25 protein-coding genes are annotated in these 27,000 nt (G+C 72.5%); 17 read left to right on the top strand and 8 right to left on the bottom strand.

Translation table 11 applies throughout. The features are described from left to right. The first annotated feature begins 2 nt into the window (after nt 1-2). The 10 genes from OG841_RS31945 (at nt 3) to OG841_RS31900 (ending at nt 11,967) form a co-directional block, all read left to right on the top strand. On the top strand, nt 3-992 hold the full coding sequence (locus OG841_RS31945) for a DUF3068 domain-containing protein (protein WP_328638221.1): 990 nt from the start codon (nt 3-5) through the stop codon (nt 990-992). A gap of 193 nt (nt 993-1,185) precedes the next feature. Continuing rightward, complete coding sequence (locus OG841_RS31940; RefSeq protein ID WP_371567512.1) at nt 1,186-2,367, top strand: glycosyltransferase family 4 protein; 1,182 nt, start codon at nt 1,186-1,188, stop codon at nt 2,365-2,367. Further along, nucleotides 2,364-3,104 carry a class I SAM-dependent methyltransferase gene (locus OG841_RS31935; RefSeq protein ID WP_069759195.1) on the top strand — a complete coding sequence of 247 codons (741 nt, stop codon included), beginning with the start codon at nt 2,364-2,366 and terminating at the stop codon, nt 3,102-3,104. The genes OG841_RS31940 and OG841_RS31935 overlap by 4 nt, the downstream gene beginning before the upstream one ends. Next, a complete protein-coding gene (locus OG841_RS31930) occupies nt 3,101-7,294 on the top strand; it encodes a DUF3367 domain-containing protein (protein WP_371567509.1) in 4,194 nt (1,397 codons plus the stop codon). Before OG841_RS31935 ends, OG841_RS31930 begins: the two co-directional genes overlap by 4 nt. Then, nucleotides 7,291-8,661, top strand: a complete 1,371-nt coding sequence (locus tag OG841_RS31925) for a condensation protein (RefSeq protein ID WP_328638223.1) — start codon at nt 7,291-7,293, stop codon at nt 8,659-8,661. The genes OG841_RS31930 and OG841_RS31925 overlap by 4 nt, the downstream gene beginning before the upstream one ends. Next, entirely contained in the window at nt 8,658-9,398 is a 741-nt protein-coding gene (locus OG841_RS31920; RefSeq protein ID WP_371567507.1) for a class I SAM-dependent methyltransferase, read from the top strand. Before OG841_RS31925 ends, OG841_RS31920 begins: the two co-directional genes overlap by 4 nt. 23 nt (nt 9,399-9,421) lie before the next feature. Beyond that, nucleotides 9,422-10,327, top strand: a complete 906-nt coding sequence (locus OG841_RS31915) for a hypothetical protein (RefSeq protein ID WP_328643521.1) — start codon at nt 9,422-9,424, stop codon at nt 10,325-10,327. Then, nucleotides 10,324-10,563, top strand: coding sequence for a Trm112 family protein (locus OG841_RS31910; protein ID WP_328638225.1), 240 nt, complete (start codon nt 10,324-10,326; stop codon nt 10,561-10,563). The genes OG841_RS31915 and OG841_RS31910 overlap by 4 nt, the downstream gene beginning before the upstream one ends. After that, entirely contained in the window at nt 10,560-11,393 is an 834-nt protein-coding gene (locus OG841_RS31905; protein ID WP_328638226.1) for an FkbM family methyltransferase, read from the top strand. The genes OG841_RS31910 and OG841_RS31905 overlap by 4 nt, the downstream gene beginning before the upstream one ends. Next, nucleotides 11,368-11,967: a hypothetical protein gene (locus OG841_RS31900; RefSeq protein WP_371567504.1), complete on the top strand. Its 600-nt coding sequence runs from the start codon at nt 11,368-11,370 to the stop codon at nt 11,965-11,967. The genes OG841_RS31905 and OG841_RS31900 overlap by 26 nt, the downstream gene beginning before the upstream one ends. A gap of 7 nt (nt 11,968-11,974) precedes the next feature. Here the strand turns inward: OG841_RS31900 and OG841_RS31895 are convergent, their stop codons facing one another. Together OG841_RS31895 and OG841_RS31890 are read right to left on the bottom strand one after the other, a co-directional pair. Then, complete coding sequence (locus OG841_RS31895) at nt 11,975-12,589, bottom strand: O-methyltransferase (protein ID WP_365117507.1); 615 nt, start codon at nt 12,587-12,589, stop codon at nt 11,975-11,977. 5 nt (nt 12,590-12,594) lie between these two features. Then, nucleotides 12,595-13,659 carry a MerR family transcriptional regulator gene (locus tag OG841_RS31890; protein ID WP_365117509.1) on the bottom strand — a complete coding sequence of 355 codons (1,065 nt, stop codon included), beginning with the start codon at nt 13,657-13,659 and terminating at the stop codon, nt 12,595-12,597. Nucleotides 13,660-13,783: 124 nt separating this feature from the next. On the opposite strand from OG841_RS31890, the gene OG841_RS31885 reads away from it, so the two are divergent. Beyond that, entirely contained in the window at nt 13,784-14,653 is an 870-nt protein-coding gene (locus OG841_RS31885; RefSeq protein ID WP_371567502.1) for an ATP-grasp domain-containing protein, read from the top strand. A gap of 38 nt (nt 14,654-14,691) precedes the next feature. On the opposite strand, the gene OG841_RS31880 is transcribed toward OG841_RS31885, so the two are convergent. Next, on the bottom strand, nt 14,692-15,399 hold the full coding sequence (locus OG841_RS31880; RefSeq protein ID WP_328638232.1) for a FadR/GntR family transcriptional regulator: 708 nt from the start codon (nt 15,397-15,399) through the stop codon (nt 14,692-14,694). A 209-nt stretch (nt 15,400-15,608) separates the two neighbouring features. Between OG841_RS31880 and OG841_RS31875 the strand changes: the two genes are divergently transcribed. The 4 genes from OG841_RS31875 to OG841_RS31860 all read left to right on the top strand — a co-directional run bounded on the left by OG841_RS31875 (nt 15,609) and on the right by OG841_RS31860 (nt 21,343). After that, nucleotides 15,609-16,982 carry an SLC13 family permease gene (locus OG841_RS31875; protein ID WP_328638233.1) on the top strand — a complete coding sequence of 458 codons (1,374 nt, stop codon included), beginning with the start codon at nt 15,609-15,611 and terminating at the stop codon, nt 16,980-16,982. A gap of 36 nt (nt 16,983-17,018) precedes the next feature. Then, nucleotides 17,019-18,464, top strand: coding sequence for an acyl-CoA synthetase (locus OG841_RS31870; protein WP_371567501.1), 1,446 nt, complete (start codon nt 17,019-17,021; stop codon nt 18,462-18,464). Further along, entirely contained in the window at nt 18,457-20,145 is a 1,689-nt protein-coding gene (locus OG841_RS31865; protein WP_371567500.1) for a carboxyl transferase domain-containing protein, read from the top strand. The genes OG841_RS31870 and OG841_RS31865 overlap by 8 nt, the downstream gene beginning before the upstream one ends. A gap of 160 nt (nt 20,146-20,305) precedes the next feature. Continuing rightward, nucleotides 20,306-21,343 carry a rod shape-determining protein gene (locus OG841_RS31860; RefSeq protein ID WP_328638236.1) on the top strand — a complete coding sequence of 346 codons (1,038 nt, stop codon included), beginning with the start codon at nt 20,306-20,308 and terminating at the stop codon, nt 21,341-21,343. Nucleotides 21,344-21,391: 48 nt separating this feature from the next. Here the strand turns inward: OG841_RS31860 and OG841_RS31855 are convergent, their stop codons facing one another. From OG841_RS31855 to OG841_RS31835, 5 genes are all read right to left on the bottom strand, one after another. Further along, complete coding sequence (locus tag OG841_RS31855; protein ID WP_328638237.1) at nt 21,392-21,541, bottom strand: hypothetical protein; 150 nt, start codon at nt 21,539-21,541, stop codon at nt 21,392-21,394. Nucleotides 21,542-21,616: 75 nt separating this feature from the next. Next, entirely contained in the window at nt 21,617-21,844 is a 228-nt protein-coding gene (locus tag OG841_RS31850; protein ID WP_365117521.1) for a hypothetical protein, read from the bottom strand. A gap of 347 nt (nt 21,845-22,191) precedes the next feature. Then, nucleotides 22,192-22,836 carry a ScbR family autoregulator-binding transcription factor gene (locus OG841_RS31845; protein WP_328638239.1) on the bottom strand — a complete coding sequence of 215 codons (645 nt, stop codon included), beginning with the start codon at nt 22,834-22,836 and terminating at the stop codon, nt 22,192-22,194. Between the two features lie 218 nt (nt 22,837-23,054). Beyond that, nucleotides 23,055-23,396, bottom strand: coding sequence for a hypothetical protein (locus OG841_RS31840; protein ID WP_371567498.1), 342 nt, complete (start codon nt 23,394-23,396; stop codon nt 23,055-23,057). 92 nt (nt 23,397-23,488) lie between these two features. Beyond that, entirely contained in the window at nt 23,489-24,484 is a 996-nt protein-coding gene (locus OG841_RS31835) for an anti-sigma factor RsbA family regulatory protein (RefSeq protein WP_371567496.1), read from the bottom strand. Nucleotides 24,485-24,761: 277 nt separating this feature from the next. Here OG841_RS31835 and OG841_RS31830 point away from each other — a divergent pair, with 277 nt between their 5' ends. Then, entirely contained in the window at nt 24,762-25,433 is a 672-nt protein-coding gene (locus OG841_RS31830; protein WP_371567494.1) for an ANTAR domain-containing protein, read from the top strand. Between the two features lie 940 nt (nt 25,434-26,373). Then, nucleotides 26,374-26,964: a hypothetical protein gene (locus OG841_RS31825; protein ID WP_371567492.1), complete on the top strand. Its 591-nt coding sequence runs from the start codon at nt 26,374-26,376 to the stop codon at nt 26,962-26,964. Nucleotides 26,965-27,000 lie beyond the last annotated feature (36 nt).

Raw genomic sequence — 27,000 nt, 5'->3', positions numbered from 1 at the left:
GGATGCGCCGTACAGCCTCTCCAATCTCCCTGATTCTGCTGGGACTCGGCACGTTCTTGCTGGTACTGGCGCCGTTGCTCGCGTGGTACGTGGCTCCGCGGGCGGCCGTGAATCCGATCGACATCGACCAGACCGCGGTCTACCGCGGGACGGGCAGCGTCTTCGACACCGAGGAACTGGAGACGGTTCCCGGACAGCGGATCACCGTCACCCAGCGGGTGCGCGGTGACGTCGAGGACAGTGAGCGCAGCGGCCGGGCCGCGGTGTGGGACGTCACCACCACCGTCGACACCGACAAGTCGCTGCCGGCCGCCGACCCGCACGACGCGCTCGAATTCGTCCCGCACCGCTGGGTGATGGATCGCAAGACCACCAAGCCCGTGCACTGCTGCGGCGAGAAGCCGTACATCGAGGGCGAGGCCTATCTGAAGTTCCCCTTCGACGTGCAGCGACGCTCCTACCAGTGGTGGGACAACTCCCTGGGTTCGACGGTGACGTTGCGTTACCAGGGTACGAAGAAGGTTCAGGGGTACACGGGTTACCGGTTCACCGGCACGGTCGCCCCGGCGAAGGTCGGGACACGGCTGGTGCCGGGCACGATCGTGGACGAGCCCGACCGGCCGCAGGTGCTGGCCGAGGAGTGGTACTCCAACCACGGCATCGAGCTGGTCGTCGACCAGCGCACCGGCCGGGTGGTCTACGCACAGGTCGGCCCGAAGCGCACCCTGCGGGCGCCCGGCGCGAAGAAGGACGCCGTGGTCCTGCTGGACAGCCCGAAGATCGCGTTCACCACCGCGACCCAGAAGGAGGCGGTGCGGCTGGCGAAGCGGGACAGCGGCCAACTGCGCGCGGTGGGCGAGACGTTGCCGATCGGGGCGGCCGTGGCTGGATTCGTACTGGCTGCTGTGGGGGGCGTTTTGGTGGTACGGGGACGCAGGCGCCCCGAGTCCACCGATATGAGCGATACGCCCGAGCCCGTTCTCACGATGTGACTGGACGTCAGCTCTAATAAGCCCGGAAATTGTCACCTGGGTGAGTAGCCACGGCGTACGGGTGGGCGAAAACTGTGCCACCCCACCTGAACACAGCCCGTCCACATCCTCCTCCTGGGAAACGCTCAGTCCCCCCACAACCAGACGGAAAGACACTGCTGAGTTCCGCACCCTGAGACGAGTTGGAGCACCTATGCCCCAGCACGTGCCCCATCCGTTGCACACGCCTCCCCAGGCGTCGCAGCGGCAACCCTCATCGCACAGCCCGCACCACTCCTCGGCGCTCCCCCCACCTCCGCGCCGAATCGTTTTTCTCGCCCATCGTGACCTGGACAATCCCGCGGCCGGCGGCTCCGAGCTGCTGGTCGACCGGCTCGCCGACGGACTGACCCGGCTCGGCCACCAGGTGACCCTGCTGTGCGGCGGCCCGGCCTCCTACCGGGACTACCGCGTCGTGTCGGCGGGCGGCGAGTTCGGCCACTATCTGCGCGCTCGTACTGCCTTCGCCCGCCAGGTCGGCGAGACCGATCTGCTGGTCGAGGTGTGCAACGGCATGCCGTACCTCGCGCCCCTGTGGCACCACGGCCCCACCCTGTGTCTGGTCAACCATGTGCACACCGACCTGTGGAAGATGCGGTTCGGCGGGCCCCTGGCGCCGGCCGCCCGGATCGGCCGAAGACTCGAACACTGGGCCCTGGCCGGTGCGGCGGCCAGACACCGGAGCCTGCTGGTGGCCGTGTCCCCGTCGACGGCCCACGCCCTGCGGGCGATCGGAGTCGAGCGGGACCGTATCCGCGTCGTGCACAACGGCGTCGAGGAGCCGGAGCCACTCGTCCGCCGCTCGCCCGAACCGCTCTTCGTCGCCGTGGGCCGGCTGGTCGAGTACAAGCGGATCGATCTGCTGCTGAGGCTCTGGGAGCGGGTGCGGCCGGTGACCGGTGGCCGGCTGGTGATCGTCGGAGACGGGCCCGAGCGGTCCCGGCTGGAGCAACTCGCCGGTCCTGGCGTGGAGTTCACCGGGCATGTCTCCGAGGCCGAGAAGCACCGGCTGTTGTGCGAGGCGTGGCTGCTGCTTCATCCCTCGGCCGTGGAGGGCTGGGGGCTGGTCGTCACCGAGGCCGCGACCCGAATGACGCCGACCATCGCCTTCGATGTGCCCGGACTGCGGGACTCCGTCGTGGACGGGGAGACGGGCGTGCTCGCGCGGGGCGAGTCCTCGTTCGCCGCCGCCTGGTGCGCCCTCGCCCTGTCGGGGCATCGCCGTGAGCTGATGGGCAAGGCCGCCCGGGACCGGGCGGCCCGGTATCGCTGGCATCGGACCGTCAGACAGTTCCGGGCCGTTGCCGCCGAGGCGGTGAGGGGCTGGGGACCGTGACACGGCCTCGGGCGAAGGACCCCTCCCTTCGGCGTTCCCTCACTCTCTTCCGGGCCTTCCTCCATGAGCAGGACGACCCCGAGTCCTGCTACGCGCTGCTCGCCCGCGACGCCGTGGACCAGGTCGAGGCCTACGACGGTCCCGTCGCCGGCCGTACCGTCGTGGACGTCGGCGGCGGCAGCGGGTACTTCACCGAGGAGTTCCGCAGACGGGGTGCCGACGCGTTCCTCTTCGAGCCCGATCCGACCGAACTGGGAGCGAAGCCACCCGACTCCACCGTGATCGCCGACGGCTATCTGCTCCCCCTGCGGGACGCGGCCGCCGACGTCACCTTCTCCTCCAACGTGCTGGAGCACGTGGCCGATCCGGAGACCTTCCTCAGTGAGCTCGTGCGGGTCACCCGGCCCGGTGGGCTGATCTACGTGTCGTTCACCAACTGGCTGTCCCCGTGGGGCGGTCACGAGTGGGCGCCCTGGCACTACCTGGGCGCCGAACGGGCCCGTGCCCGCTATCGGCGCCGTACCGGAAAGGCCGCGAAGCACACCCTCGGCGAGAACCTGTTCGCCGTGCACATCGGCCCGACCCTGCGGCAGGTGCGTGCCCGGGACGACGTCACGGTCGTCTCGGCGCGCTCCCGCTACTGGCCCTTCCTCGCGGAGACCGTCGTCCGGGCTCCCGGGATCCGTGAGGTGGCCACCTGGAACCTCCTCCTCATCCTCCGGCGGTGTCCACCATGACGACGTCCACGGTCCAGGCCCCTCCTCCGGCAGCCGTCCCCACCACCGCGAGCATGGCGGGCCCCCCGGAGGGCCCGCGGTCGCGGCGCTGGCTGCTGGGGTTCTGGGCCGTGGTCTTCGTGCTGTTCCTCGTGGTGCACCCGGGCCGGCAGACCTTCGACACCAAGCTGGGCGTCACCTCGGACCCGGGGCGCTTCCTCGCCGATCTCGGGCAGTTGTGGCACGACCAGGGCTCCTTCGGCGGGATCCAGGACCAGTACGTCGGCTATCTGTGGCCGATGCTGCCGTTCTACTGGCTGGGCCACGCCCTCCAGTTGCCGGTGTGGCTGGTGGAGCGGCTGTGGCTGTCGCTGATCGTGTCGGTCGCCTTCTGGGGCGCGCTGCGGCTGGCCGAGCGGCTGCGCGTGGGCAACGGGGCGTCCCGTCTGCTCGCCGCCGTCGCATACGCCCTGTGGCCGGTCTTCACCATCGTCATCGGCTCGACCTCCGCCGCGGCACTGCCCGGCGCCTTCCTGCCGTGGGTGCTGCTGCCGCTGACGAACGAGCGCTACAGCGCCCGGATCGCCGCCCTGCGCTCGGCGCTGGTCATCCCCTTCATGGGCGGGGTGAACGCGGCCTCCACACTGGCCTCTCTGCTGCCCGTCGGCCTGTACCTCCTCTCCCGGCCACCCGGTCCCCGGCAGCGCAAGCTGATCGCCTGGTGGGTACCGGGCGTGATCCTGGCGACGGCCTGGTGGGTGATCCCCCTCCTGCTGCTCGGCCTCTACGGCGAGAACTTCCTGCCGTACGTCGAGAGCGCGCGGACCACGACCGAGACGATGTCGGCGACGGAGGCCCTGCGCGGGGCCGGGAACTGGGTCGCCTATCTGCATCTGGGGGAGGCGTGGCTGCCGGCCGGCTGGACCGTGGCCTCCTCGGTGATCGTGATCCTCTGCTCGGCGCTCGCGGCCGGCCTCGGTCTCGCGGGCCTGGCGCGGCGGGACATGCCGGAACGCCGGTGGCTGGTGCTGACCGTGCTGACCGCCGTCCTGGTGCTGCTCGCGGGATACGGCGGCGCGTTCGGCGCACCCTTCCACGGGCTCGTGCAGGACTGGCTGGACGGCGGCCTCGCCCCCTTCCGCAACATCTACAAGTTCCAGCCGGGGCTGGCGCTCGCGCTGGTGCTGGGCCTCTCCCATCTGGTGGGCGTGGCCGCCGAACCGCGCGGGGCGCGTGAGATGAGAGGACGCCGGTACGCACCGCTGATCGCGGCGGTCCTCGTCCTGCCCGGGCTGATGTGGCCGTATCTCAACGGCACGATCCTGAACCCGGGCTCCTTCCAGCAACTGCCCACGTACTGGCAGTCCACGGCCGACTGGCTGAAGAAGTACTCCCCCGACTCGCGCGCCCTCGTCGTCCCCGCGACCGCCCACGGCATCTACTCCTGGGGCTCCCCCATCGACCAACCGCTCGACGTGCTCGCCGAGTCCCGGTGGGCCCAACGGGACTACGTCCCCTTCGGCACCCCCGGCAACCGGCGCACGACGGACGCGGTCGAGCAGGCGCTGCTGACCGGCGGTCAGATCCCGGGACTCGCGGACTACTTGAGCCGGGCCGGGGTCTATTACGTCGTCGTCCGCAACGACCTCGACCCGGACCAGATCGGCACCGTGTCGTCCTCGGTCGTCAAGCGGGCCCTCGAACAGTCCGGCTACGAGCGGGTGACCGGCCTCGGGCCGCTCATGACGGGCGGGAAGATCGCGCACGACACCCCGCTCCAGATCGAAGGGCTGTACCCGAGGCAGCGGGCGGTGGAGATCTTCCGTCCGGCGAGCGAGGACGTGCCACGGCCCGGTCAGGCGGGGCTGCAGCCGGTCGCCGACACCGTCCAGGTCTCGGGCGGACCCGAGTCGCTGCTGCCGCTGGCGACCGAACTCCGGGGCCGGGCCACGGTGTTGACCGGTGACAACCACCCGGGGCTCGGCACCCCGCCGCTCCAGGTCGTCGGCGACGGGCTGCGGCGCGCGGACACCCGGTTCGGGCTCGTCAACGCGAACACCTCGTACACGTACACCGAGGACGAGCGGAACGCCTCCGGGGCCACCCAGGACGCCGGCGAGAAGCCGCACCAGATCCTGCCGGCCAAGGGACTCTCGCACCAGACGGTGGCCGAACTGCGCGGCGCCCGCACGGTGACGGCGTCGTCGTACGGCAACTGGCTGTTCCACCTCCCGCAGTTCGACCCGGTCAACGCCTTCGACGGCAACCCGGACACCGCCTGGGCGGAGGGCATGGCGGGCTCGCCGGACGGGCAGTGGCTGCGGATCGGGTTCTCCGACCCCGCGTACGACATGCCCTCCTCGTTCAAGGTCACGCCGTTGCCGCAGGAGAGCGTGCGGTCGGCGGCGACCAAGGTGCGGGTGGAGACGGAGAACGGCTCACGCACCAGTTTCCTGCGGGCCGACGGATCGACGCAGAGCGTCAAGGCCCCTCCGGGTACGACGGGTTGGATGAAGCTGACGATCGTCGACTCGGTCGCGCGCCGGACCGGTCTCGCCGGGGCCGGGTTCTCCGAGATCGCCCTGCCGGACGTGCAGGTGACCCGGCTGCTGCGGCTGCCGGCGGACGCGGACTCCTCCGACGCGCCCGCCGAGATCGTCTCCCTGCACCGGGTCCCCGACCCGGCCGGGATCTCCCCGACCGGCACCGAGGCCGGCCTGCACCGCCGCTTCGACACGGCGGCCACGGGAACGTACTCGGTGAAGGCGAGCGCGGTACCGGTGGCCGGAGAGGAACTCGACAAGCTGCTGTACGAGGTCGCCCCCGACCAGCGCGACCGCATCACCGCCACCGCCGACTCCACGGCCGGCCTCGGCACGGGCCTGTCCGCCCGCAACCTCACCGACGGCGACCTCACCACGGCCTGGATCGCGGGCGACCGGCCCACCGTCCACCTCAGCTGGAACGGCAAACAGCCCATCGGCGAAGTGGTGCTGGCGCCCGCCGGCGGACTCTCCTCCCGCCCCACCGAGGTCGACATCACCTCGCCCGACGGCGCCACGGTCGCCGGCGTCGACGAGAACGGCGCGGTGCGCTTCCCGGCGATCACGACCGACCGCCTCGACATCACGATCACCAAGACGGCCCCGCTGACCCTGCACAACCCGGTCGCGGACGAGGATCTCCAACTCCCGGTGGGGCTCACGGAGGCCTACATCCCGGCCCTCGACCAGTACCGGACCCCGCAGCCGAAGGCCACGCGGAAGTTCTCCCTGCCGTGCGGCCAGGGGCCGGTGCTCGCGGTCGACGGGAAGCTGTACCAGACCGGTGTGTCGGGCCGGATCCGGGACCTGACCGACCGGCGGGAGCTGACAGTGACGCTCTGTCAGTCGGGCCGCTCGGACGCCGAGTTGTCCCTCGCTTCCGGTGAGCACGTCGTCGAGGGCGGGGACGCCGGGCCGCTCGCCCTGACCGGCGTCACCCTGACCCGCGGCACCGTCGCCGAACCGACCTCCCTGGCACGGGAGTTGCGGATCCGGGACTGGCTCGGCGACAAACGCGAGGTGACCGTGGGGTCGGGCGCCGCCTCGTACCTCACGACGTACGAGAACTACAACGACGGCTGGAAGGCCACCCTGAACGGGAAGTCGCTGTCCCCGCTGCGGCTCGACGGCTGGCAGCAGGGCTGGCGCATCCCCGCGGGGGAGGGCGGCACGGTGAAGCTGTCGTACGAGCCCGCGACGACCTACGACGGCGCGCTGATCGGCAGCGGGGTCGCACTGGCGGTGCTGGTGGGCCTGGTGCTGTGGCGCAGGCGCTCCCCGAACCCGGACGAGCCGCAGCGGGTGCCCCCGGCGCCGGGAGTGTGGCTAGGAGTCGTGTCGCTCACGGTGGTGGGCGTGGTCGTCGCGGGCTGGTTCGCCCTGCTGGTCCCGGCGTTGGCGCTGCTCGCGTCCCGGCGCCACGGACTGCTGGTGCCGATCGCCTTCGTGGCACTGACCGGGGCGGGGATCGCCGCGGCGGTGGGAGCCGGTGAGCCGGTGGGCGCGGCGGACGGGGCCTTCGGTCACGTGGCTCAACTCCTGGCCCTGATCGGATTGTTCGCGGCTCTGGTGAGTGTGCGTGAGCAAGAGACACCGCCCGACTCCGAGGCACCGACCCAGCACCTGCCGCCGGTCGAGGTGAGCAAGGGGAGGACGGAACCGACATGACCCCACCGACACGCATCCCGTTCCCGGTGGTCGACGAGGTCTCCCGCCACTGCCTCCAGGAGGAGGAACCGGAGACGGTCCACATCGAGGTGCACCTGCCGGGACGGCTGGACCGGTCCCGGCTCCGGAAGGCGTTCCTGGAGGCCCTGCACCGCCACCCGCGGATCCTGATGCGGGAGGCTCCGGGGGGTTGGTACCGCCGCCGCTACGAGTGGGAACTGACGGCGGAGCCGGATGTGGAGGTGGTGGCCTTTCCGAATCCGGGGAGGAACGCACTACGGGACGCGAGGACAAGGGCGCTGATGGAAACACCACCGCTCTCGCTGTCTCCACCCATACGACTGGAGGTGGTCGAGGAGGCAGGCCCGGCAGAAGGTAGCGAGGCGACCGACTTGGTAGGAGTGCACCCACCCCAGGGGCGCGGGGAACTGCGCGACCAGCCCCCACTCAGCCGCACCCGAAAGACGACCTCTACCGTCCTCTTCCTCACCATCAACCACACCGCACTGGACGGCCCCGCCTGCCTCCGCATCCTCGCCACAGCCGCAGAAATCTACGGCGGTAAGGACAACTCCCCGACACCCGCGCCCACTCGCCCACAAGAACCCCCCGCACCCCCCGAGAACACCCCCTCCAACTGGACCCGCCCGGCCCGCGTAGCCCAAGGCACACCCGAACCTTCCCCCGGCAACGGCCTCCTCGTCACCGAACTCGCCCTTTCCCGCCGCCCCAAGGGCTCCCCCTACACGGTCAACGACCAGCTCATGGTCGCCACGGCCCTGACGATCGCCCACTGGAACAGGGAGCACGGAGAAGCCCCCCGCCCCCTGCGCATCACCATGCCCGTGGACGACCGCCCCAGGGACATGACGATGGAGATAGGAAACGGCACCCGACTAGTCGAAGTTCCCTTCTCACCAGAGGAGTTGGCGAAGAAACCGAAAGACATGCCGGAACTCCTGAGCCGCACGGCACAACGAACCCGCGCCCTCAAATCCCTCAGCCGTCCCCAGCTCGGCCACGGCGCAGGCGTCCTCACCGCCCCGGTCACCCCGGTCGCCTGGCGGGCCGCCCTCACCCGCGGCCTCCGCAGGGCGGCGGCTCCCTGGACCTCCACCACCCTTCTCAGCAACATCGGCCGCATCCCGTACCCCCTGGACTTCGGTGAGGAGGCCGGCCGCGCGCACGCCGTGTGGTTCTCGGCGCCCGCGCGGATGCCCCGCGGCCTCACGGTCACGACCGCCTCCACCGCGGGCCGGCTGCATCTCGCGCTGCGCTGGTCCCGCGCCCTGCTCAGCCACGGCGACGGCACCCACCTGCGGGACCTGTTCGAGCACTACCTGCGCACCACGGAGGTGGCACCGTGAACACCACCGCACCCCCGCGCCGCGGCGGCGGCCTCAGAGACTTCTACGAGGACCCCGCCGTCCCCGTCGCCTCCGGCACCCCCCGCTCACTGCGCCAGGCCCGCATGCTGGCCACGGCCCTCGGAGCCCCCGGAAGGACCCGGCGCACCGTCCTCGACATCGGCTGCGGCGACGGCACCGCGGCCGCCACGGCGGCACCGCTCCTCACCGGCCACACGATCGTCGGCGTCGACTGGTCCCAGGACGCCCTGAAACGCGCCCGGACCCGGCTGCCGTACGCCGTCCGCGGCGAACTCACCGGTCCCGGGCTGCCGTTCGCGTCCGCGTCCGTCGACGCCGTGCTGTTCAGCGAGGTCGTCGAGCATCTCGTCGACCCGGACGCCGCGCTCGACGAGATCCGCCGCATCCTGCGCCCGGGAGGTCATCTCATGCTGTCCACACCGAACCTGGCCGCCTGGTACAACCGCGGGCTGCTGCTGGCCGGCGTCCAGCCGGTGTTCTCGGAGGTGAGCCTGCGGGCCATCCACGGCAGGCCGGGGCGGGAGGTCGTGGGGCATCTGCGGCTGTACACGGCCCGTGCGCTCCGGGAGTTCGTCGCGGCGGCCGGTTTCGAGGTCGTACGACTGGAGGGGGCGCCCTTCCACGGTGTGCCGCGTCCGCTGCGCGCGCTGGACCGGCTGGCGTGTGCCAGACCGTCGCTCGCGTCGATCCTGCTGCTGCATGCGCGCAAGACCTAGGGGGCGGGACGATGTGGTGGGGAGTGGCGGCGGCCCTGTTGGCGAACACCCTGTACAGCGTCGGATTCGTCCTGGAGAAACGGGCGCTCACCTCCCTGCCCGAGGTGTCGATCCGGCAACCGGCGCGGCTGCTCGGGCTGGTCCTCCGAAGTCCACTGTGGATCGGTGGTTCGCTTTCGCTGGCGGCCGGGTTCGGGGCGCAGCTCGCGGTCTACCGGACGCTGCCGATCGCGGCCGCGCAGGGCATCTTCGTCTCCGGTCTGGTGCTGCTCGTCCTGCTGTCGGCCCGGCTGCTGGGCGAGGAGACGACCGGCCGGGAGCGGTACGCGCTGGGCGCCATCCTCGCCGCGCTCCTCATGGTCGTGCTGTCGCTGAAGGAGGGTTCGGACCACGTCAGCCGGGACGCCCCGTACCAGCTGATCCTGCTGGTGTGCGTGCCGTCGCTGGCGGCGGGCGTGTGGCTGTACGGGTCCGCCGAGCGGCGCACCAGGCACCGGCACCGCATGCCGACGACCGGCGTCGAGTACGGCGTGGCGGTGGGCCTGCTGTACGGGGTCAGCTCGCTCGCGATCAAGGGCGTGTCGAGTTATCTGACGTCAAGTGGACTTGGTGGAGCGGTAGTTGAGCTGTTGGCCTCTCCGTATCCGTATCTCCTGTTGTTCACCGGGGCGTTCGGTCTGGTGATGTCGCAGGCGGCGCTGCAACGCTGCCGGGCCTCGCTGATCGTGCCGGTGTGCACGACGGTGACCTGCCTGTACACGGCGGTGCTCGGCACACTCTCCTTCGGCGAGTCCCTGCCCCACGACCCGCTGCGACTCGCGCTGCGCCTCGCGGGCACGGTGCTCGCCGTCGCCGTACTGCTCAGCATGCCCAAGCACGATCCGGCGCCCAAACCCCCCATCGGTGCCAAGGAGTTGACGCCCCCATGAACCCCGACGACCCGCTGCTGCAGATCCTGGGCTGCCCGCTCGACAAGGGCCCCCTGCATCTCGTACCGCCGGACGAGGCCCTGTACAACCCGCGACTGCGCCGGCGCTATCCGATCGTCGACGGCATCCCGCAGTTGCTGCCCGCCTCCGGCGAGCAGGTGACGGACGACGAACACGAAGACTTACTGCGGCGCTGCACCGGGGGTTCCCCCCAGACCCCCGGGATGGCTCCATGACCGGACCGGCTCGTACCTGGGCTGCCAGAGTGGCCCCCCTTCTGCCCACCCGGCTGGTCGCGGCGGCCGCCCGGGCCGTGTACCCGCGCTTCGAACCGGAGCTGGCGCGCCTTGCCGACCTGTGTCCGGCGGACTGCGGGACGGCGGTGGACGTGGGCGGCTGGTACGGGCCGTGGACGCGGCGGCTGGCCGGGCGGGCGCGGCGGGTGGTGACCGTCGAGCCGGTACCCCATCTGGCCCGGCTGCTGACCGCGGCGGCACCGGCGAACGTCCAGGTCGTGCAGGCCGCCGCCACGGACCGGCCGGGCACGGCCCGGCTGTGGCTGCCGCCCGGCGACGAGGGCGACCGGGGGGTGTCCTCCCTGGTCCGGCGGGACATCCACGGCCGGGCGGTGGACGTCCGCTGCGTCACGCTGGACGAACTGGATCTCAAGGACGTCGGCTTCATCAAGATCGACGTGGACGGGAGCGAGCTGGCGGTGCTGCGCGGGGCCACGGGAATCCTCGCGCGCGACCGGCCCGCGCTCTTCGTCGAACTGGAGTCCCGGATCCAGCCGATCGCCCCGGTGGTGACGTACTTGTCCCTCCTCGGCTACGACGGCTGGGTGCTGCCCCGCGCCACCTGGGTCCCGCTGTCCGGCTTCCCCCTGGAGGCACACCAGGCGACGGCGTCGTACGTCGTCAACCAGGGTCTCCTCCGTCGGGTCCTGCCCTTCCTCCACCGCCCCCGGTACATCAACTCGGTCCTCTTCCTGCCGGACGGACGCCGTCCCGGTGTCAGTGCCGTGGGGGACGATGGGGGGCATGCCCTCCGGAAAGCAGGCGGCTAGCGCGCCCTTCACCCCGCTCGACTTCCAGTTGGTCCTGCTGCGCCGCATGGCCGACCACAACCCCGGCCTGGTGGAGGACGCCCGGCACACGCTGGGCGTCTCGATCGCGGACATGCGGGAGGCCAACAAGCGCTGGCAGGCGATGATCCGTTCTCCCCCGCATCGGGCCCGCACCCCCGCCTCGCGCTACCGCTCGGTCCTGGGTGCCCCCGAGACGGTCCTCACCCGCAAGGTCGGCGACCTGGAGTGCGAGGCCTGGCTCTGGCCCGTCCCCCTCTGGCCCGACCTCCGCTTCGAGGCACTCCTGGCGCCGAACGGCTCGACGGTGTGGAACGAGTGGCTGATCAGGGCACCGGAAGCCGAAGGCCCTGACCTTCGCACCCTCGAAGGCCTCACCCCCTGGTCCTGCACCGTGGACGAGGCGGCCCGGGCCTTCCCCCCGGCCCGCCCCCTGGAGGGCACGGCCCCGACGCGCTGGGGCCTGACGTTCACGGCCCCGGACGAGAAGGGCGTGCGCCGGGAGGTGGTGGCCGAGTTCACGTGGGGCCTGCTGCAGAGGCTCACGGTGCGCTGATCGTGCCCTACCGCCCGCCGCTCCTGCGCCGCGTGCCCACCAGCGTGGCCAGGTCCTCGGCCAGGGGGAGTTCGACGGTGTCCAGGGCGGGGTGCTCCAGCCAGAAGACACGGGGGCGGTCCACGGAACCGCCGTGCCGGGGCGGCCGGTCCGACGCCGGGGTGAAGTCGTCGATCACGATTCTGCCGCCCGGAGTGAGGAGGCGGGCCGGGTCGGCCGGGGTGTCGTCGGGGGTCTTGCCGGTGCCGCCGCCGTCGAGGACGAGGAGGTCGTAGGGGCCGTGGTCCTCGATGCGCCGCCAGTCGCCGTGGAGGATCCGCACGTCAGGACGGTCGGCGAACACGTCGGCGGCGACGCGGGCGCGCTCCGGATCACGCTCGACGCTGAGGAGCCGTACGCCGTCCCGTGCCCCCGACGCCAGCCACGCCAGGCCCACCCCGCAGCCCGTACCGGTCTCCCCGATGAGGGTCCGGGCCCCGCCCGCCAGGGCGTGCAGCAGACGGCCCTGTTCGGGCCGGCAGGAGTAGGGGAAGTCGTGGGCGCGGGCCGCGGCGAGGGCTCGTTCGACGAGTGGGGGGAGGTGGGGTTCCCTGTCGTACGCGTCGGTTCCGGACATCGACATGGCCGTCATGATGCCGGGGTTCGGGCCGCCGTCTCCACCACGTCCGCCACCACACAGCTGACGTTGTCCGGGCCGCCCGCGGTGTTCGCCGCGTCGACCAGGGAGTGAACGGCCGTGTCGGGGGCGGTGGCGGTGGCGAGCAGCTCGCGGATGGTGGTGTCGGGGACGACGCCCGAGAGGCCGTCGGAGCACAGCAGATAGCGGTCGCCGGGTTCGGCGTCGTGCAGTTTCAGGTCCGGGGTGCCGGTCGTGAGGGCCTTGAGGAGCAGGGCCCGCTGGGGGTGGATGACGGCCTCCTCCGCCGTCAGCCGGCCCTCGTCGATCAGCGACTGGACCACCGTGTGGTCGTGGGTGATGCGGAAGAGGGCGCCGCCACGCAGGAGATAGGCGCGGGAGTCGCCGATGTGCACCAGGGCGAGGCGGGAGCCGGTCCACAGCAGGGCGGTCAGGGTCGTGCCGTTCTCGTCGGTGCCGGCCACGTCCCGTACCGCCTCGGTCGCCCCGTGCACGGCGTCCGCCAGGAGGTTGAGGACGTTGCCGGCCGGGAGGTCGGCCGTGTCCAGGAACCGCAGCGCCGCCACGGCCGCGCTGCTGGCGGGGGCGCCCGCCGGGCCGTAGCCGTCGGCGATCGCGAGCAGGCGGGCGCCCGCGTGGGCGGTGTCCTGGTTGGCGGCGCGGACCAGGCCCCGGTCCGAGTGGGCGGAGTAACGCAGTTCGAGCACGGTGGTGTCCTTCCTCGGCGTCGCCGTCAGCTCGTCGACGAGGAACGCGGCGAGATCCCGCCGTACGGCCGTCTCCGCCTCGACCTGCGCCCAGTACGCGCGGATCTCGTCGGCGGCGGCAGCGGGCGGGAGCGCGCACACCGTACGGATCCGGGCCAGTGGCATGCCCAGCCGCCGCAGCCATGCCACCAGCCGGGCCTGCTCGAGCTGGGCCGGCGTGTAGTAGCGGTAGCCCGTCGCCGCGTCGACGCGGGCCGGACGCAGCAGCTCCAGCTCGTCGTAGAGCCGCAACGCCTTCGGCGACAGGCGGCACGCCCGCGCGAAGGCCCCGATCGTCAGCCACTCCATACGGCCTCCTCCGTTCCTCGCCCTCGATGGTGGGGCTTCACCAAGGGGGAAGGTAAACGGATTGCCGTGCTTTCCCCTGCCGCGGATAGCCTGCCGGACGAGACCCATGGGAAAGGAACCCGCCGTGCCCCGCATAGCCCTCGTCACCTACGACCCCCGACCCGAACCCAGCAAGGACGCCGATCTGCCCGTGCTGGTGGCCGCGCTGCGCGAGGCCGGGGCCGAGACGGAGGCCGTGTTCTGGGACGACAGTGAGGTCGACTGGGCCGGGTACGACCTGGCCGTCATCCGGTCCACCTGGGACTACAGCTGGCGGGCGGCCGAGTTCGTGGCGTGGGCCGAGCGGTGCGGCAAGGTGACGCGGCTCGCCAACCCGGTGGAAGTCGTGCGCTGGAACACCGACAAGCGGTACATCGGGGAGCTCGCGGAGGCGGGGGTGCCGGTGGTGCCGACCCGGTATCTCGCGCCCGGCGACCCGGCCGATCTGCCCCGCGACCACGAGTACGTCGTCAAGCCCACGTCCGGGGCGGGCGCGCGGTATGCCGCGCGGTACACGCCCGAGCAGCACGACAGTGCCGTACGGCAGCTGGAGCGCATGCACGCCGAGGGGCTGACCGCGATGGTGCAGCCGTACATGCGGGGCATCGACACGGGCGGTGAGCGGGCACTGCAGTTCTTCGGGGGCCGGCTGCTGCACGCCAGCCGCAAGCGGGCGGTCCTCGCTCCGGGGACGGCCTTCGACGCGACCAAGGTGGCCCACCCGGGCCTGGAGCCCTGGACGCCGACCCCGGCCGAACTCGCGGTCGCCGAGCGCGCCCTGGCCGCCGTACCGGATGCGCCGGAGCTGCTGTTCGCGCGCGTGGACCTCGTCGACGGCGAGGACGGGCAGCCACGGGTGATGGAACTGGAGCTGGTCGAGCCGAACCTCTTCCTGTTCCTGCACCCGGCGTCGGTGCGGACGGTGGTGGAAGCGGTGCTGCGGGCCGCGCGGTAGCGCGATCCCGGGTCACCCTCGACGCGCGGCGGTCGCCGCTACTCGCCCTCCTCCGGCTCCCAGTCCAGCAGCCGTACCTTCGCCACCGTACGGACATGGCGGCGCATCGCCGTGGCCGCCTGACCCGGGCGCTGGAGGGCGATCGCGTCGAGGATCGCCCGGTGCTGGGCGAGGGAACGCTCGGGGCGGTGCGGCTGGCGCAGCGACTCGGTGCGGCTCTCGGCGATCTGGTCGGCGATGGAGCGCATGAACTCCGCGAGCAGAGCGCTGTGCGCGGCGGCGGTGACGGCCGCGTGGAACAGCCGGTCGCCCTCGATGCCGTGACCGCCGTCCTCGATCTCCCCGGCCATCTTGGCGAGGGCCATGCGCATGGCGACGAGGTCCTCGTCCGTTCGGCGCTCGGCGGCCAGTTCGGCGAGCTTGGTCTCCAGGGCCTCGCGGGCGTCGAGGACATCGGGCAGGCGCCGGCGACGCTCGACCATCTTCTCGACGGGCTCGACATCGAGGCTGTCCCGGACGAGATACGTCCCGCCGCCGTGCCGGGCCTCGACCAGCCCCTGGACCTCCAGCACGACGATCGCCTGCTTCACGGAGGCCCGGCTGACGCCGAGGCGGGTGGCCAGGTCGCGCTCGGGCGGGAGCCGGTCGCCGGCCCGGAGCCCGCCCTCGGCGACGTACTGGCGCAGCCGGTCGAGCACCTGCTCGTAGAGCCGCGGCTTGGTCATGGGGCGCAGGGCGTCGGTCACGGGTCCCCCTCTCGTTCGTCGGGAGAGTAACACCCCATAGGTGGCCAATTGGCCAAGTGGCTGAGCCAATTTTGCGCGCCCCCTTGACGGGCCGCGCGGTCCGCACCACGCTAACCAGCCATCCCCCCATGTGGCTGAGTGGCTCAGCCAATTGACCACTGAGCCAGTCGGCCACCCCACCGCTCCGGGGCCCAACGACGGGAGCCCGTATGTCCCCAGAACTCATCTCGATCCTCGTCCTGGTCGTGGTCTTCGTCATCGCCACCACCCGTTCCGTCAACATGGGCGCCCTCGCCTTCGCCGCCGCCTTCGCCGTGGGCGAGCTCGTCGCCGACCTCGACGCGGACGGCATCTTCGCCGGCTTCCCCGGCGACCTGTTCGTCGTCCTCGTCGGCGTGACGTACCTGTTCGCGATCGCGCGGGCCAACGGCACCACGGACTGGCTGGTCCACGCGTCGATCCGGCTCGTGCGGGGGCGGGTGGCGCTGATCCCGTGGGTGATGTTCGCGATCACCGGCGCGCTGACGGCGATCGGCGCGGTCAGCCCGGCCGCGGTGGCGATCGTCGCGCCGATCGCGCTGAGCTTCGCCGCGCGGTACGGGATCAGCCCGTTGCTGATGGGCGCGATGGTCGTGCACGGCGCCCAGGGCGGCGGTTTCTCCCCGATCAGCATCTACGGCACGATCGTCAACGGCATCGTGGAGCGCGAGCACCTCCCGGGCAACGAGGTGTTCCTCTTCCTTGCCTCGCTCATCGTCAACCTCGTCATCGCGGGCGTGATGTTCGTGCTGTTCGGCGGGCTGAAGCTGTGGGCGCAGGGTGCGGTCCCGTTGGAGGAGGCCGCCGGGTCCGGGGGCGCTCCCGACAAGCGGGACGCACCGGCCGACGGCACCGGCCCCGCTCCCTCCGCCCTCGCCGCTCCCTCCTCCGGCACCGGCCCCGCCACCGCCGTGGCCACGCGCACCGAGGCCCCCGACACCACCCGTCTCACTCCCGCCCGGATCGCCACCCTCACCGCTCTGGTCGCCCTCGTCGTCGCCGTCCTCGCCTTCGACCTCGACGCCGGGCTCACGTCCATCACCCTCGCGGTGATCCTGAGCGCCGCCTGGCCGGAGGACAGCCGCAAGGCGGTCGGGCAGATCGCCTGGTCCACGGTGCTGCTGATCTGCGGTGTCCTCACCTACGTCGGCGTGCTGGAGGAGATCGGCACGATCAAGTGGGCCGGTGAGGGCGTCGGCGGCATCGGCGTCCCGCTGCTGGCCGCCGTGCTGCTGTGCTACATCGGCGCGATCGTCTCCGCGTTCGCCTCGTCCGTGGGGATCATGGGCGCGCTGATCCCGCTGGCGGTGCCGTTCCTCGCGCAGGGCGAGATCGGGGCGGTCGGGATGGTGGCGGCGCTGGCGGTCTCGGCGACGGTCGTGGACGTGAGCCCGTTCTCGACGAACGGCGCGCTGGTGCTGGCCGCGGCACCGGACGTGGACCGCGAGCGTTTCTTCCGGCAGTTGATGATCTACGGGGGCATCGTGGTGGCGGTGGTACCCGCGGTGGTGTGGCTGGTGTTGGTGGTTCCGGGCTTCGGGTAGGACCGACAGGCGACAACACGTTAGGAGTTGTGAAGCGTGACCTCTCTCTTCCCGGCCCTCAGGGGCGCCACGGCGGACCGTCCCGCCCTGCGGTTCGGCGACCGCTCACTCACCTACGCGCATCTCGCGGCCGCGACCGGCGCCCTGGCGGGCCGTCTCGCGCCGTACGACCGCGTGGCCGTCTGGGCGACCGCGGAACTGGAGACCGCGGTGGCCGTGGTGGCGGCGCTGGAGGCCGGTGTCGCCGCGGTGCCGCTCAACCCGAAGTCCGGGGAGAAGGAGCTCGGGCACATCCTGAACGACAGCAGGCCGGGCCTGCTGCTCGTCCCGCCGGGTGCCGAACTACCCGCAGCCGTAGGTCACTTGGAGCGCGTCGACATCGACGTGCACGCCACCGGCCGCACCGCCTCCGACAGTGCGGCGCAGGACGGCGACCCCGCCCTGGTCGTCTACACCTCCGGCACCACGGGCCCGCCGAAGGGCGCCGTGCTCCCCCGCCGGGCCATCGCCACCACCCTGGACGCCCTCGCCGACGCCTGGCAGTGGACGTCGGACGACGTCCTGGTGCACGGCCTGCCCCTCTTCCATGTGCACGGCCTGGTCCTCGGCATCCTCGGCCCGCTCCGCCGCGGCGGCTCGGTCCGTCACCTCGGCCGGTTCAGCACGGACGGGGTGGCCCGTGAGCTGAACGCCGGCGCGACCATGCTCTTCGGCGTCCCGACGATGTACCACCGCATCGCCGAAACCCTGGCGACAGACCCCGAGTTGGTGAAGGCACTGGGCGGGGCCCGGCTGCTCGTCTCCGGCTCGGCGGCACTCCCCGTCCACGACCACGAGCGCATCACGGCAACGACCGGCCGCCGGGTCATCGAGCGCTACGGCATGACGGAGACCCTGATGAACACCAGCGTGCGCGCGGACGGCGAGCCACGCGCCGGGACCGTGGGCGTACCGCTGCCGGGCGTGGAGCTGCGGCTGGTGGAGGAGGACGGGTCGCCGATCACGTCGTACGACGGCGAGACGGTCGGTGAGATCCAGGTGCGCGGGCCGAACCTGTTCACCGAGTACCTCAACCGGCCGGACGCTACGGCGGCGGCGTTCACGGCGGACGGCTGGTTCCGCACGGGGGACATGGCGGTGCGGGACGCGGACGGATACGTCCGGATCGTCGGCCGGAAGGCCACCGACCTGATCAAGAGCGGGGGTTACAAGATCGGGGCGGGCGAGATCGAGAACGCGCTGCTCGAACACCCGGGGGTGCGGGAGGCCGCCGTGACCGGGGAGCCGGACCCTGATCTGGGCGAGCGGATCGTGGCGTGGATCGTCCCGCAGGATCCCCAGTCCCCGCCCGCCTTGGACGAGTTGGCGGACCACGTGGCCACCCGCCTCGCCCCCCACAAGCGTCCGCGGGTCGTCCACCACCTCACCGCCCTCCCCCGCAACGACATGGGGAAGATCATGAAGCGGGCGCTGCATGGCTGAGCGCCTGCCCGCCGGGCGCCTGCCCGCCGGGCGCCTGCCCGCCGGGCGCCTGTCCGCCCGTGAGGCCGTGGCCCTGGTGACCGACCACTTCGCCGAAATCCCGTACCCCGAACGGCAGTCGAAGCCCGACGGACCGCTCGCCTGGCAGGGCTACGACGCCTCGCGCGCCCGTGCCGCCGAACGCACCGGCGAGCAGGAGTCGGTCATCTGCGGCACCGCGCGCGTCGAGGGCACCCGAGCCGTCCTGATCGCCTTCGAGTTCGGCTTCCTCGGCGGCTCGCTGGGCGAACGCACCGGGGACCGTCTGGAGGCGGCGTACCGGTACGCCCGCGAACACCGGCTTCCCGTCGTCCCGTTGGTGGCCACGGGCGGCAGCCGTATGCAGGAGGGCATGCTCGCCCTGACCCAACTTCAGCGCGTGGCCCGCCAGTCGGCCCTCACCCGGCAGGCCGGTCTCCCCCAGATCGCGGTACTGCGCGACCCCACCACGGGCGGCGGCTGGGCCACCCTGGGCGCCGGCGCGGACGTCGTCCTCGCCCTTCCGGGCGCCCAGGTCGGCTTCGCGGGCTCCCGGGTCCGCCCCCCGGACGCCGACCCGTCGGCGTACACGGCGGAGGCCCAGGTGGCGGCGGGGGCGGCGGACGCGGTCGTACGGCCGGAGGAGCTGCGGCGGACGCTGGGGATGTGGCTGCGGTTGCTGGCGAGGCCGTCGGACAGTGCCGCCGACGCGGCACCCGTCCCCCGCGACTCGGCACCCGGCAGCACCGACTCCACGCCCACGGACCCGACCGGCGAGGCCCGCCCCACACCGCGCGCCGAACCGGCAGGACACGCCGCACCCGGAAGCACCCGCCCCCCGGACCTGACCGACGCGGCCCACCCCACCCCGTCCGTCACCCCCGCAGGACACCCCACATCCGGCACCACCGACGCGGCCCATCCCGCACCGGTAGCCGGACCCGGCAGCACCAACCCCCCACCGCCGGACCCGACCGACACGGACCACCCCCCACCGCACACCGAACCCGCCCCCGTCCCCGCCCCGCTCGGCGCCACCGATCTCCCCGCCACCGGGTGGGACGCGGTCCGGCGTGCCCGTTCCGCGGGGCGCCCGCGCGCGACCGCCTACCTGGACGCCTACTTCACCCACCGCGCGGCCCTCTCCGGGGACCGCTGCGGCGGCACCGACCCGGGCATGCTGTGCGGCTTCGGCGAGCGCGGGGGCCGCACGATCGCCTACGCCGCCCAGACCGGCACGGCGACCCGCCCCGCCGGCTACCGCACCGCCACCCGCCTGATCCGCCTCGCCGACCGGCTGGGCATCCCGGTGCTCACCCTGGTGGACACCCCGGGCGCGGCCAACGACGCGGAGGCCGAACGTCAGGGCGCGGGCGCGGCCATCGCCGACCTGTTCACCACGGTCGCCTCCGCCCGCACCCCGATCACCACCCTTCTCATCGGCGAGGGCGGCTCCGGCGGCGCCCTGGCCCTGGCGGCACCCGGCGCCACGTACGCCACCCCGGACAGCTATTTCTCCGTGATCGCACCCGAACCGGCGGCGGCGATCCTCAAGCGACCGCGGGCGGAGATCGAGGCGACCGCGGACCAACTGCGGATCCGGCCACAGGACTTGGTGGAGCTCGGGGTGATCGCCCACGCCGAGAGGAAAACACTGCCATGACTTACAAAACATTCACATCAGGCATAAATGACAAAAACGCCCATTTAGCCGCACCCCACCCGGCCCCTCAATAAGGGCCGCTCCTCCCTCACCGCCGCACAATGCCACTAAGCCCGCCACCCGGCGCGGCCCACGGTCTGTGCTCTCGGGAGGACCTGCGATGACCGCCAGTCTGGAGCAGCTGCGCCGCTGCCACTTCGCCGTCGACCTGGGTGCGGCGAGGACGCGGGTGTACGTGCGGGGGGCCGGGCTCGTCGTCGACCAGCCGTCGGCCGCCGCCGTGAACACCCGTACCGGCGCGCTGATCGCGGTCGGCGAGTTCGCCGAGAAGATGACGGGCCGCACCCCCGACTACATCCGTGTCGTACGGCCCGTCTCCGGCGGCACCGTCGTCGACATCGAGATGGCCCAGCGCATGCTGCGCCATCTGCTCGGCGACAAGATCCGCCGCAATCTGCGCCGCAAGCCCCGCCTGCGGGCCGCCGCCTGCACCCCGCACGACGCCGACCCGCTGGCCCGGCGCGCGGCGATCGAGACCCTCGTGGGACTCGGGGCGCGGCGCGTGGAACTCGTGGACACCCTCATCGCCGCCGCCGTCGGCTGCGGACTGCCCGTCGAGCGGCCCGAGGCCACCATGATCATGGTGTGCGGGGCCGCAGCCACCCAGGTCGCCGTGCTCTCGCTCGGGTCGATCGTGACCGCCGAGCGCATCCCGGTCGGCGGTGAGGCCGTCGATCACGCGATCGTGCAGCACCTGCGTCACGAGCACGAGCTGATGCTGCCGAGCCAGTCCGTACGACCGCTGCAGCTCGCCCTCTCCGGCAACGGCCTCACCCCACAGGGCCCCGCCTCCACCGAGATCCACGGCCGGGACGTCGCCACCGGCCTCGCGCGCTCCGTGCAGGTCGACACCGCCGCCGTACGGGACGCGATCGAGACCCCGCTGACCGCCGTCCTGGACGGGATCGGCCGGGTGCTGCGCAACTGTCCGCCCGACCTGGTGGCCGACCTCGCCGATCGCGGGATCATGATGGTCGGCGGTTCCGCCCTGCTCCCTGGGCTCGACCAGATGCTGCGGCAGGCGACCGGAATGCCGGTGCACATCGCCGAGCGGCCCGACGTCTGCGCCGTACAGGGACTGGGGTACATGCTGGAGGGCCGCATCGAGCCGCTGTCGCTCGACCCGCTGGCCACCTGAGGCACGGCAGGCGCCACGGCGATCTTCACGCACCCCCGTGAGACCCCGTCAGACCATCTCGGGCACCAGCGCCATGCCCTCGGGACGGAACCGCTCCAGTCGCCGCGGCGGCACGATGCTCGGCAGCAGCTCCCACAGGGGAGTGGTCCCCTCGGCCAGGTCGGCCCGCCCGCTGAGGACCTGGGAGCCGAGCTGCATCCGTGCTCGGGCGCGTCGGTCGCGCAGTGCCGGATCTCGCCGAGCACATCGGAGACGAAGGTGGGCGGCTCGGTGTCAGACCGCCGCTCGGCCCGGGCGGGTGTGCACCCAGTCGGTGATCTCCCTGGTCGGCGTCCCCGGGGCGAAGACGGCCGCCACGCCGAGTGCGAGCAGTTCGGGGATGTCCCCCGCGGAAATGGCGGCCCCCCGGCGACAGCCGGGGGCCACGGCAGGCCCCACTCCGGGGCACGCCACCCACCCCGACCAGGCGACCACCGCAGCGAGGTGGACGTGCACGGGCATCCGGGTGACGGCCCGGGCCCCACTCCCGGGCGGGCTGCCCACGACAGGCGGCGACCACGCTGCCGGATGACGGCCGGAGCATCCGCGAAGGCCAACCGGGCGACAGCCCAGGGCCGCCGCAGGCCCCACTCCGGGGCGGACGCTGAGGACACGCGACGGTCGCAGTCGGTTGCTTTTCCGCCGGGGCGGGTCGGCGCCGGGGCTGCGGATGGCGTTGGACGGCGCCCCGGAGCCTCCCCGGCGGGCCGGGACGGATCGGCGCACGGCGGCACCTCCGGGAACTCTCCCGCCGGTACGCGGCGACCACGGCAACCCCCGCACCGCCGCCTCCGCGTACCGCACCGCCGCTACTCGACGCCGACCAGTTCGCGCACGCCGTCGCGGACGCTGCCCTCCGAGCGGAAGCGGGACAGCCTGCGCGGCGGGACGATGCTCGGCAGCAGCATCTCCCACATGAGGGTGGTCTCCTCTCTCAAGTCCGCGCGACCGGTGAGCACTTGGGAACTGAGCTGGAGTCCGGTCCAGGAACCGACGATGAGCCGGGCCACCCGGCCGGGGTCGACGTCCGCCTTGACGTCCCCGCGCTCCTGGGCGTGGACCAGGCAGCCCCGGAAGAGCTCGATCCACCGGGTGTACGGCTCGCTGACGATGCCCGTCTTGGAGCTCTGGTCGATGACCAGCCGGATACCGGCCCGCACACGAACGTCGTCCACCAGCTGCCGGGCCATGGTGTGCAGCGTGTTGATGACGGTCTGCACCCCGGGTTTCTCGCCGCCCGCCGTCGGATCCAGGACGGAGAACTGTTCGTCGATGAGCGCCTGGGCGAGCTCCTCCTTCGACGCGAAGTGGAAGTAGAGGGCGCCCTTCGTCACTCCCGCCTCTTTGACGATGTCACCGAGTGTCGTCCCGTGGTACCCCTCCGCGTCGAAGGCGCGTGCCGCCCCGTCGAGAATGGCCGCCCGAGTGACCTCCGCGCGTTCCTGCCTGACCACGCCACCAACCCCTTCCGTGAACCGATACCAGTTTGTCTTCCCCCCTCACAAAAAACCAACCAACTGGTACTGTTTTGGCGCGGCGCCCCATCGGGCCTCCAGGACGTCCAGCTCGACGTTTGCCCTGCTCAAACACGTCCTCAGGGGGCAATCATGCGCGTTTCCCCGCTCCTTGACCAGACGGATTCCGCGTCGTTCGACGCCCCCGAGCTCTTCCTTCAGTCCATCCGCGCACCATCGTCCACCGCGCCGCCGCCGGGTCGCCGGCGCAGCGCGTTGACCGAGCCGCTCAGTGCGGCGTCGGTGACGGAGTCGGCGAGCCGCCGGCAGGTCTGCTTGCGGGGAACCGTGACGAGCAGCCCGTCCAGGTTGCCCACGGCGGTCAGGGCTCGGATCAACTCCGGCAGTCCGTCCGGCCGGACCTGTACGGGGACCAGTACGGCGTCCCGTCCGAGCCGGGCGAACACGGGGTTGAGCAGGGCGGGCGCCCGTACCTGGCGTACCGGGTCGCCCAGCACGGCGTACAGCCGCGTCGTACCGGTGATGTGTACGGCGTCCACGTCTCCCCGTTCTCCGCTGCGGCCGGGACACCAAGACCGTAGGGTCGCCGGGCGGCGGCCGGATCCCCTGAGGCCCCTCTGACCCGCGCGGGTCAGAGGGCGAACCAGCAGCGGACCGTGGAGCCCTCCGGCCCGGTGTGCACCCGCACGAGATCGGCGACGAGGTTGACGATCAGGAGGCCGCGGCCGCCGTGCTGGTCCCGCGAGGGCGGCCGGCGGCCGGCCAGCAGGTCGCTGAGGTGTCCCCGGTCGCGGACCTCGCACACCACGTGCCCGTCCTCGGCCCACACCCGCAGCAGGCCCGAACCGCCGCCGTGCACCACGCTGTTGGTGGTCAGCTCGGCGACGGCCAGCGCCAGGTCCTCGAGCCGGGGCCGCCCGAGTCCGAGCCGCTCGGCCGCGTCGGTGGCGAAGTGCCGGATCTCGCCGAGCACGTCGGCGACGAAGGCGTGGGCCGGCACGTCCGGGGCCGGTGGCAGCGGTGTGTTGTAGCGGGCGTGCACGGCCTCGAAGTCGTACCGTCCGCTCTCCTCCTCGCGCCCGGAGCCGGCGTCGACGACCACGGGGTGGGTGGCGTAGGCGTCGGCCACGGCCTGCGGGTCGAGGCGCCGGGTGTCGTACGGGCACAGGATGGTGACCGGGCGGCCCTGGAAGGCCGCGTTGATCAGCGCCTCGTGCTGGACGCAGGCCGGGTACTCGGTGGCCGTGCGGCCGGCCCAGATCGGCTCACCGACGATCCGCACCCGGGTGCCCGGCGGCTGGGCGTCGGCGAAGGCGCGCAGCACCCCCGGGATGATCCGGCCGGGGTTGCGCCCGGCCTCCCGCATGTCGAGGAACCGTACGGCCTCCCCGGTGCCGATCTCCGCCTTCAGCAGCCGCAGGTTCTCGGTGGGCACGGCCACGGCCACCGGTTCCCCGGCGGCGAGCGCCTTGCGTACGAACGGCACCACACCGGCGAGGTACTCCCGCTCGTCGCGGTAGAAGAGCGCGGGATGCACGAACGGGCCCGCGGTCTCGACCACGGCGTTCACGGCGTCGTCACCGCGCTCCCGCCCGCCGGACGGCGGCGCCGGGGCGTCTCGGGCCATATGTCCACACCTGCTCTCCACTCTCCCGACCGGGCTGTCTTCCCTTCGATACGTCTCCCCGCCAGAAACGTCTCTCCGCCACTACCTGGACGAGACCGCGTTTACCCCCGGGAAGCGCCTGTCACTCCCCAATGCGCCGGGTGTACTCGCCGACGCGCCGGGCAGGCGCATTCCAGCACCGCCGGGTCCCGCGCGGCCACACCCTCGGACCGGGCCGGGAGCCGGTGGCGATCGGTGACTCAACGTCGTGACGACTGTGGGGAGCAGCGAGGCGGACATGAGCTCAGCGGCACACACATCGCTCGCAGGGCGACTGAACAACCTGACCATCGACGTAGGCGTGGAGGGGGGCAGGGCCGTGCTCGTCCTGCGCGGCGATCTGATCCACGGCAGTGCGGACACCCTGACCAAGGCCCTGGCGCGGCTGCCGGACGGCACCGGCCGGGTCGATCTGGACCTGACCGGCGTCGCCTTCATGGACACGACGGGACTGCGGTGTCTGGAGGTCCTCGACACCTACGGCCGCCGCCGTCGCGTACGGGTGACGGCGACCGGCTGGAACGACCAGCCGCGCCGCGTCCTGGAGATGGCCGGTCTGGATCCCGACGATCCGCTGCACGGCCCCAAGACCCACCGCGAGCCCGTGCCCTCCGCGGTGGTCCTGGAGCGCGCGGAACAGCTGGACCTGCTGCGCACGGAGGTCGAGCAGCTCCGGCGGGCGATCGTCAGCCGCCCGGTCATCGACCAGGCACGTGGGGTCCTGATGGCCACCCACGCCTGCTCCTCGGACCAGGCGTGGAACGTCCTGCGGGAGGCCTCCCAGCTCTCCAACACCAAGCTGCGCAAGGTCGCGGCGGTGGTCACGGCAGAGGCCGGGGGCGGTGGCCCGCTGCCGTCGCCGGAGCTGCGGCAGGCGCTGCGGACGGCGATCGACCGTTGCCTGAACTGACGCCGAGGGGCGGGTCGACGAGCGGGCGGTCCTGCGGACGTCGAGCCACGCGCCGGGGCGGTGGGTGTACCGCTGCCGGGCGTGGAGCTGCGGCCGGGCTGTACCGGCGCTACGGGGCCGGTGTGCCGGAGAGGATGTCGACCGCCCGTGGACGGTCGTGACGTCGAGGGATTGCCCGGACCGGTGTCAGTACGGCAGCAGCCGTCCCGACGGTGTCCTGCGGTCGATCTCGGGCTGCCGGGTGTCACGGGAGGACGAGGGCCGACGGCTGACGCGAACGCGGATCTGGCGGTTCATGGCGCCCTCCTCGGGCTGGTTTTCTGTTCCCCGACACGAACCAGCCTCGTCCCCGAGACCCGCCCGCACATCGTGCCCACGGAGGCACCTGCCCTGCCTCCCCGGGACGACCGCACCGCCTCCCGCTACTCCCGGGGGAGGACAACTACCCCTGAGAACGCCCGATCAAGCCTTGCCGGACGGGACGCACAGGAACACCCGGCCGCGCACGAGGCGCACACTGGAGGGACAAGACGGGCGGGGCCCGGTTCTCCGCGGTCGCGAGGCCCTGCCGACGGGCCCCGTTCCGCGGTGACCCAGGCCCCACCGGCCGGACTCGGAATGTCGCGGTCGCGGGCCCCGCGGCCCGGGACCGCGCCGGTCGCGCAGGCCCTCACCGGCCGGGCCTGGAGCATCGCGGTCGCGGGCCCTGCCGGCCGCGGCACCGACGCCGGGACCACCACGGTCACGGGGCCCGCAGCCCGGGGCCGCCGCGGGCGACGGGCGGGGCCCGGTTCTCCGCGGCCGCGGAAACCTGCCGCCGGGGCCTGGAACATCGCTGTCGCGGGGCCCCGCGGCACGCACCGCCGGGACCACTCGGTCGCGACGACCCGCAGCCCCAGCCGGGGGGCCGCCACAGACGCCACGGACGCCAGGAGGGGCCATGCGCACAAGCACAACTCAGGACGCGCCCGCGCCCCGAGTGGCACGGCGGCTCGGTGTTCCGCGGTGGCGCGCGGCCATACGGCGACTCGGGGCCGGGCGGTGGCTCGCCGCCGTGGACCTGCTCGCCGCCGTACGGCCACTCCCGCGCCCCCATCGCCGCCCGGCCCCCGTCCGCCCGTCGCGCCCGTCGCGCCCGGACCAGTTGCGGGCGCTCGTCGCGGTGCTGGACGAGGCGGTGGCCGCGCAGACGCCGGCCGACGAGGCGGTGGCCGCATGCGGCGAACCCGGTCCGGTGTCGCGCGGTACGGCACGCGACTGCGGGCAGCAGAGCATCGCCCTGCACCGGCTGCGCGCCCGGCTTGAGGACCTGGGGACGAGCGACCCGGACCTGGTGGCGGCGCAGGCCCGCGCGGCCCGGCTGCTCGCCTACGACCTGTGGATGCTGCGGGCCTCGATGAACCTGGCCTTCACCGTCCGCCCCGTCGACCGCACCGAGGCGGCCCGTCTGCACCTCAACGGCCTGGGCCGTCCCGCCGACGACCTCCGCCGACTGCGCGACTCCCTGCGCGCGGAGCTCGCGGACACCTAGAGCACTCTCCTCGTGGCCGACGTATCCCTGTGCCTT

Origin of the sequence: Streptomyces canus, from assembly GCF_041435015.1 — a bacterium.
Taxonomy (GTDB): Bacteria; Actinomycetota; Actinomycetes; order Streptomycetales; family Streptomycetaceae; genus Streptomyces; species Streptomyces canus_G.
Note: the sequence above shows the minus strand (reverse complement) of the source record. Positions and strands in the feature narration are given on the sequence as shown.

What these genes read in the sequence shown, in the direction of transcription:
- OG841_RS31945 (WP_328638221.1), top strand. Translation starts at nt 3, where the DNA reads ATGCGCCGTACAGCCTCTCCAATCTCCCTGATTCTGCTGGGACTCGGC.
- OG841_RS31940 (WP_371567512.1), top strand. Translation starts at nt 1,186, where the DNA reads ATGCCCCAGCACGTGCCCCATCCGTTGCACACGCCTCCCCAGGCGTCG.
- OG841_RS31930 (WP_371567509.1), top strand. Translation starts at nt 3,101, where the DNA reads ATGACGACGTCCACGGTCCAGGCCCCTCCTCCGGCAGCCGTCCCCACC.
- OG841_RS31925 (WP_328638223.1), top strand. Translation starts at nt 7,291, where the DNA reads ATGACCCCACCGACACGCATCCCGTTCCCGGTGGTCGACGAGGTCTCC.
- OG841_RS31910 (WP_328638225.1), top strand. Translation starts at nt 10,324, where the DNA reads ATGAACCCCGACGACCCGCTGCTGCAGATCCTGGGCTGCCCGCTCGAC.
- OG841_RS31905 (WP_328638226.1), top strand. Translation starts at nt 10,560, where the DNA reads ATGACCGGACCGGCTCGTACCTGGGCTGCCAGAGTGGCCCCCCTTCTG.
- OG841_RS31900 (WP_371567504.1), top strand. Translation starts at nt 11,368, where the DNA reads ATGCCCTCCGGAAAGCAGGCGGCTAGCGCGCCCTTCACCCCGCTCGAC.
- OG841_RS31895 (WP_365117507.1), bottom strand. Translation starts at nt 12,589, where the DNA reads ATGTCGATGTCCGGAACCGACGCGTACGACAGGGAACCCCACCTCCCC.
- OG841_RS31890 (WP_365117509.1), bottom strand. Translation starts at nt 13,659, where the DNA reads ATGGAGTGGCTGACGATCGGGGCCTTCGCGCGGGCGTGCCGCCTGTCG.
- OG841_RS31875 (WP_328638233.1), top strand. Translation starts at nt 15,609, where the DNA reads ATGTCCCCAGAACTCATCTCGATCCTCGTCCTGGTCGTGGTCTTCGTC.
- OG841_RS31865 (WP_371567500.1), top strand. Translation starts at nt 18,457, where the DNA reads ATGGCTGAGCGCCTGCCCGCCGGGCGCCTGCCCGCCGGGCGCCTGCCC.
- OG841_RS31860 (WP_328638236.1), top strand. Translation starts at nt 20,306, where the DNA reads ATGACCGCCAGTCTGGAGCAGCTGCGCCGCTGCCACTTCGCCGTCGAC.
- OG841_RS31855 (WP_328638237.1), bottom strand. Translation starts at nt 21,541, where the DNA reads ATGCAGCTCGGCTCCCAGGTCCTCAGCGGGCGGGCCGACCTGGCCGAG.
- OG841_RS31850 (WP_365117521.1), bottom strand. Translation starts at nt 21,844, where the DNA reads ATGCCCGTGCACGTCCACCTCGCTGCGGTGGTCGCCTGGTCGGGGTGG.
- OG841_RS31835 (WP_371567496.1), bottom strand. Translation starts at nt 24,484, where the DNA reads ATGGCCCGAGACGCCCCGGCGCCGCCGTCCGGCGGGCGGGAGCGCGGT.
- OG841_RS31830 (WP_371567494.1), top strand. Translation starts at nt 24,762, where the DNA reads ATGAGCTCAGCGGCACACACATCGCTCGCAGGGCGACTGAACAACCTG.
- OG841_RS31825 (WP_371567492.1), top strand. Translation starts at nt 26,374, where the DNA reads ATGCGCACAAGCACAACTCAGGACGCGCCCGCGCCCCGAGTGGCACGG.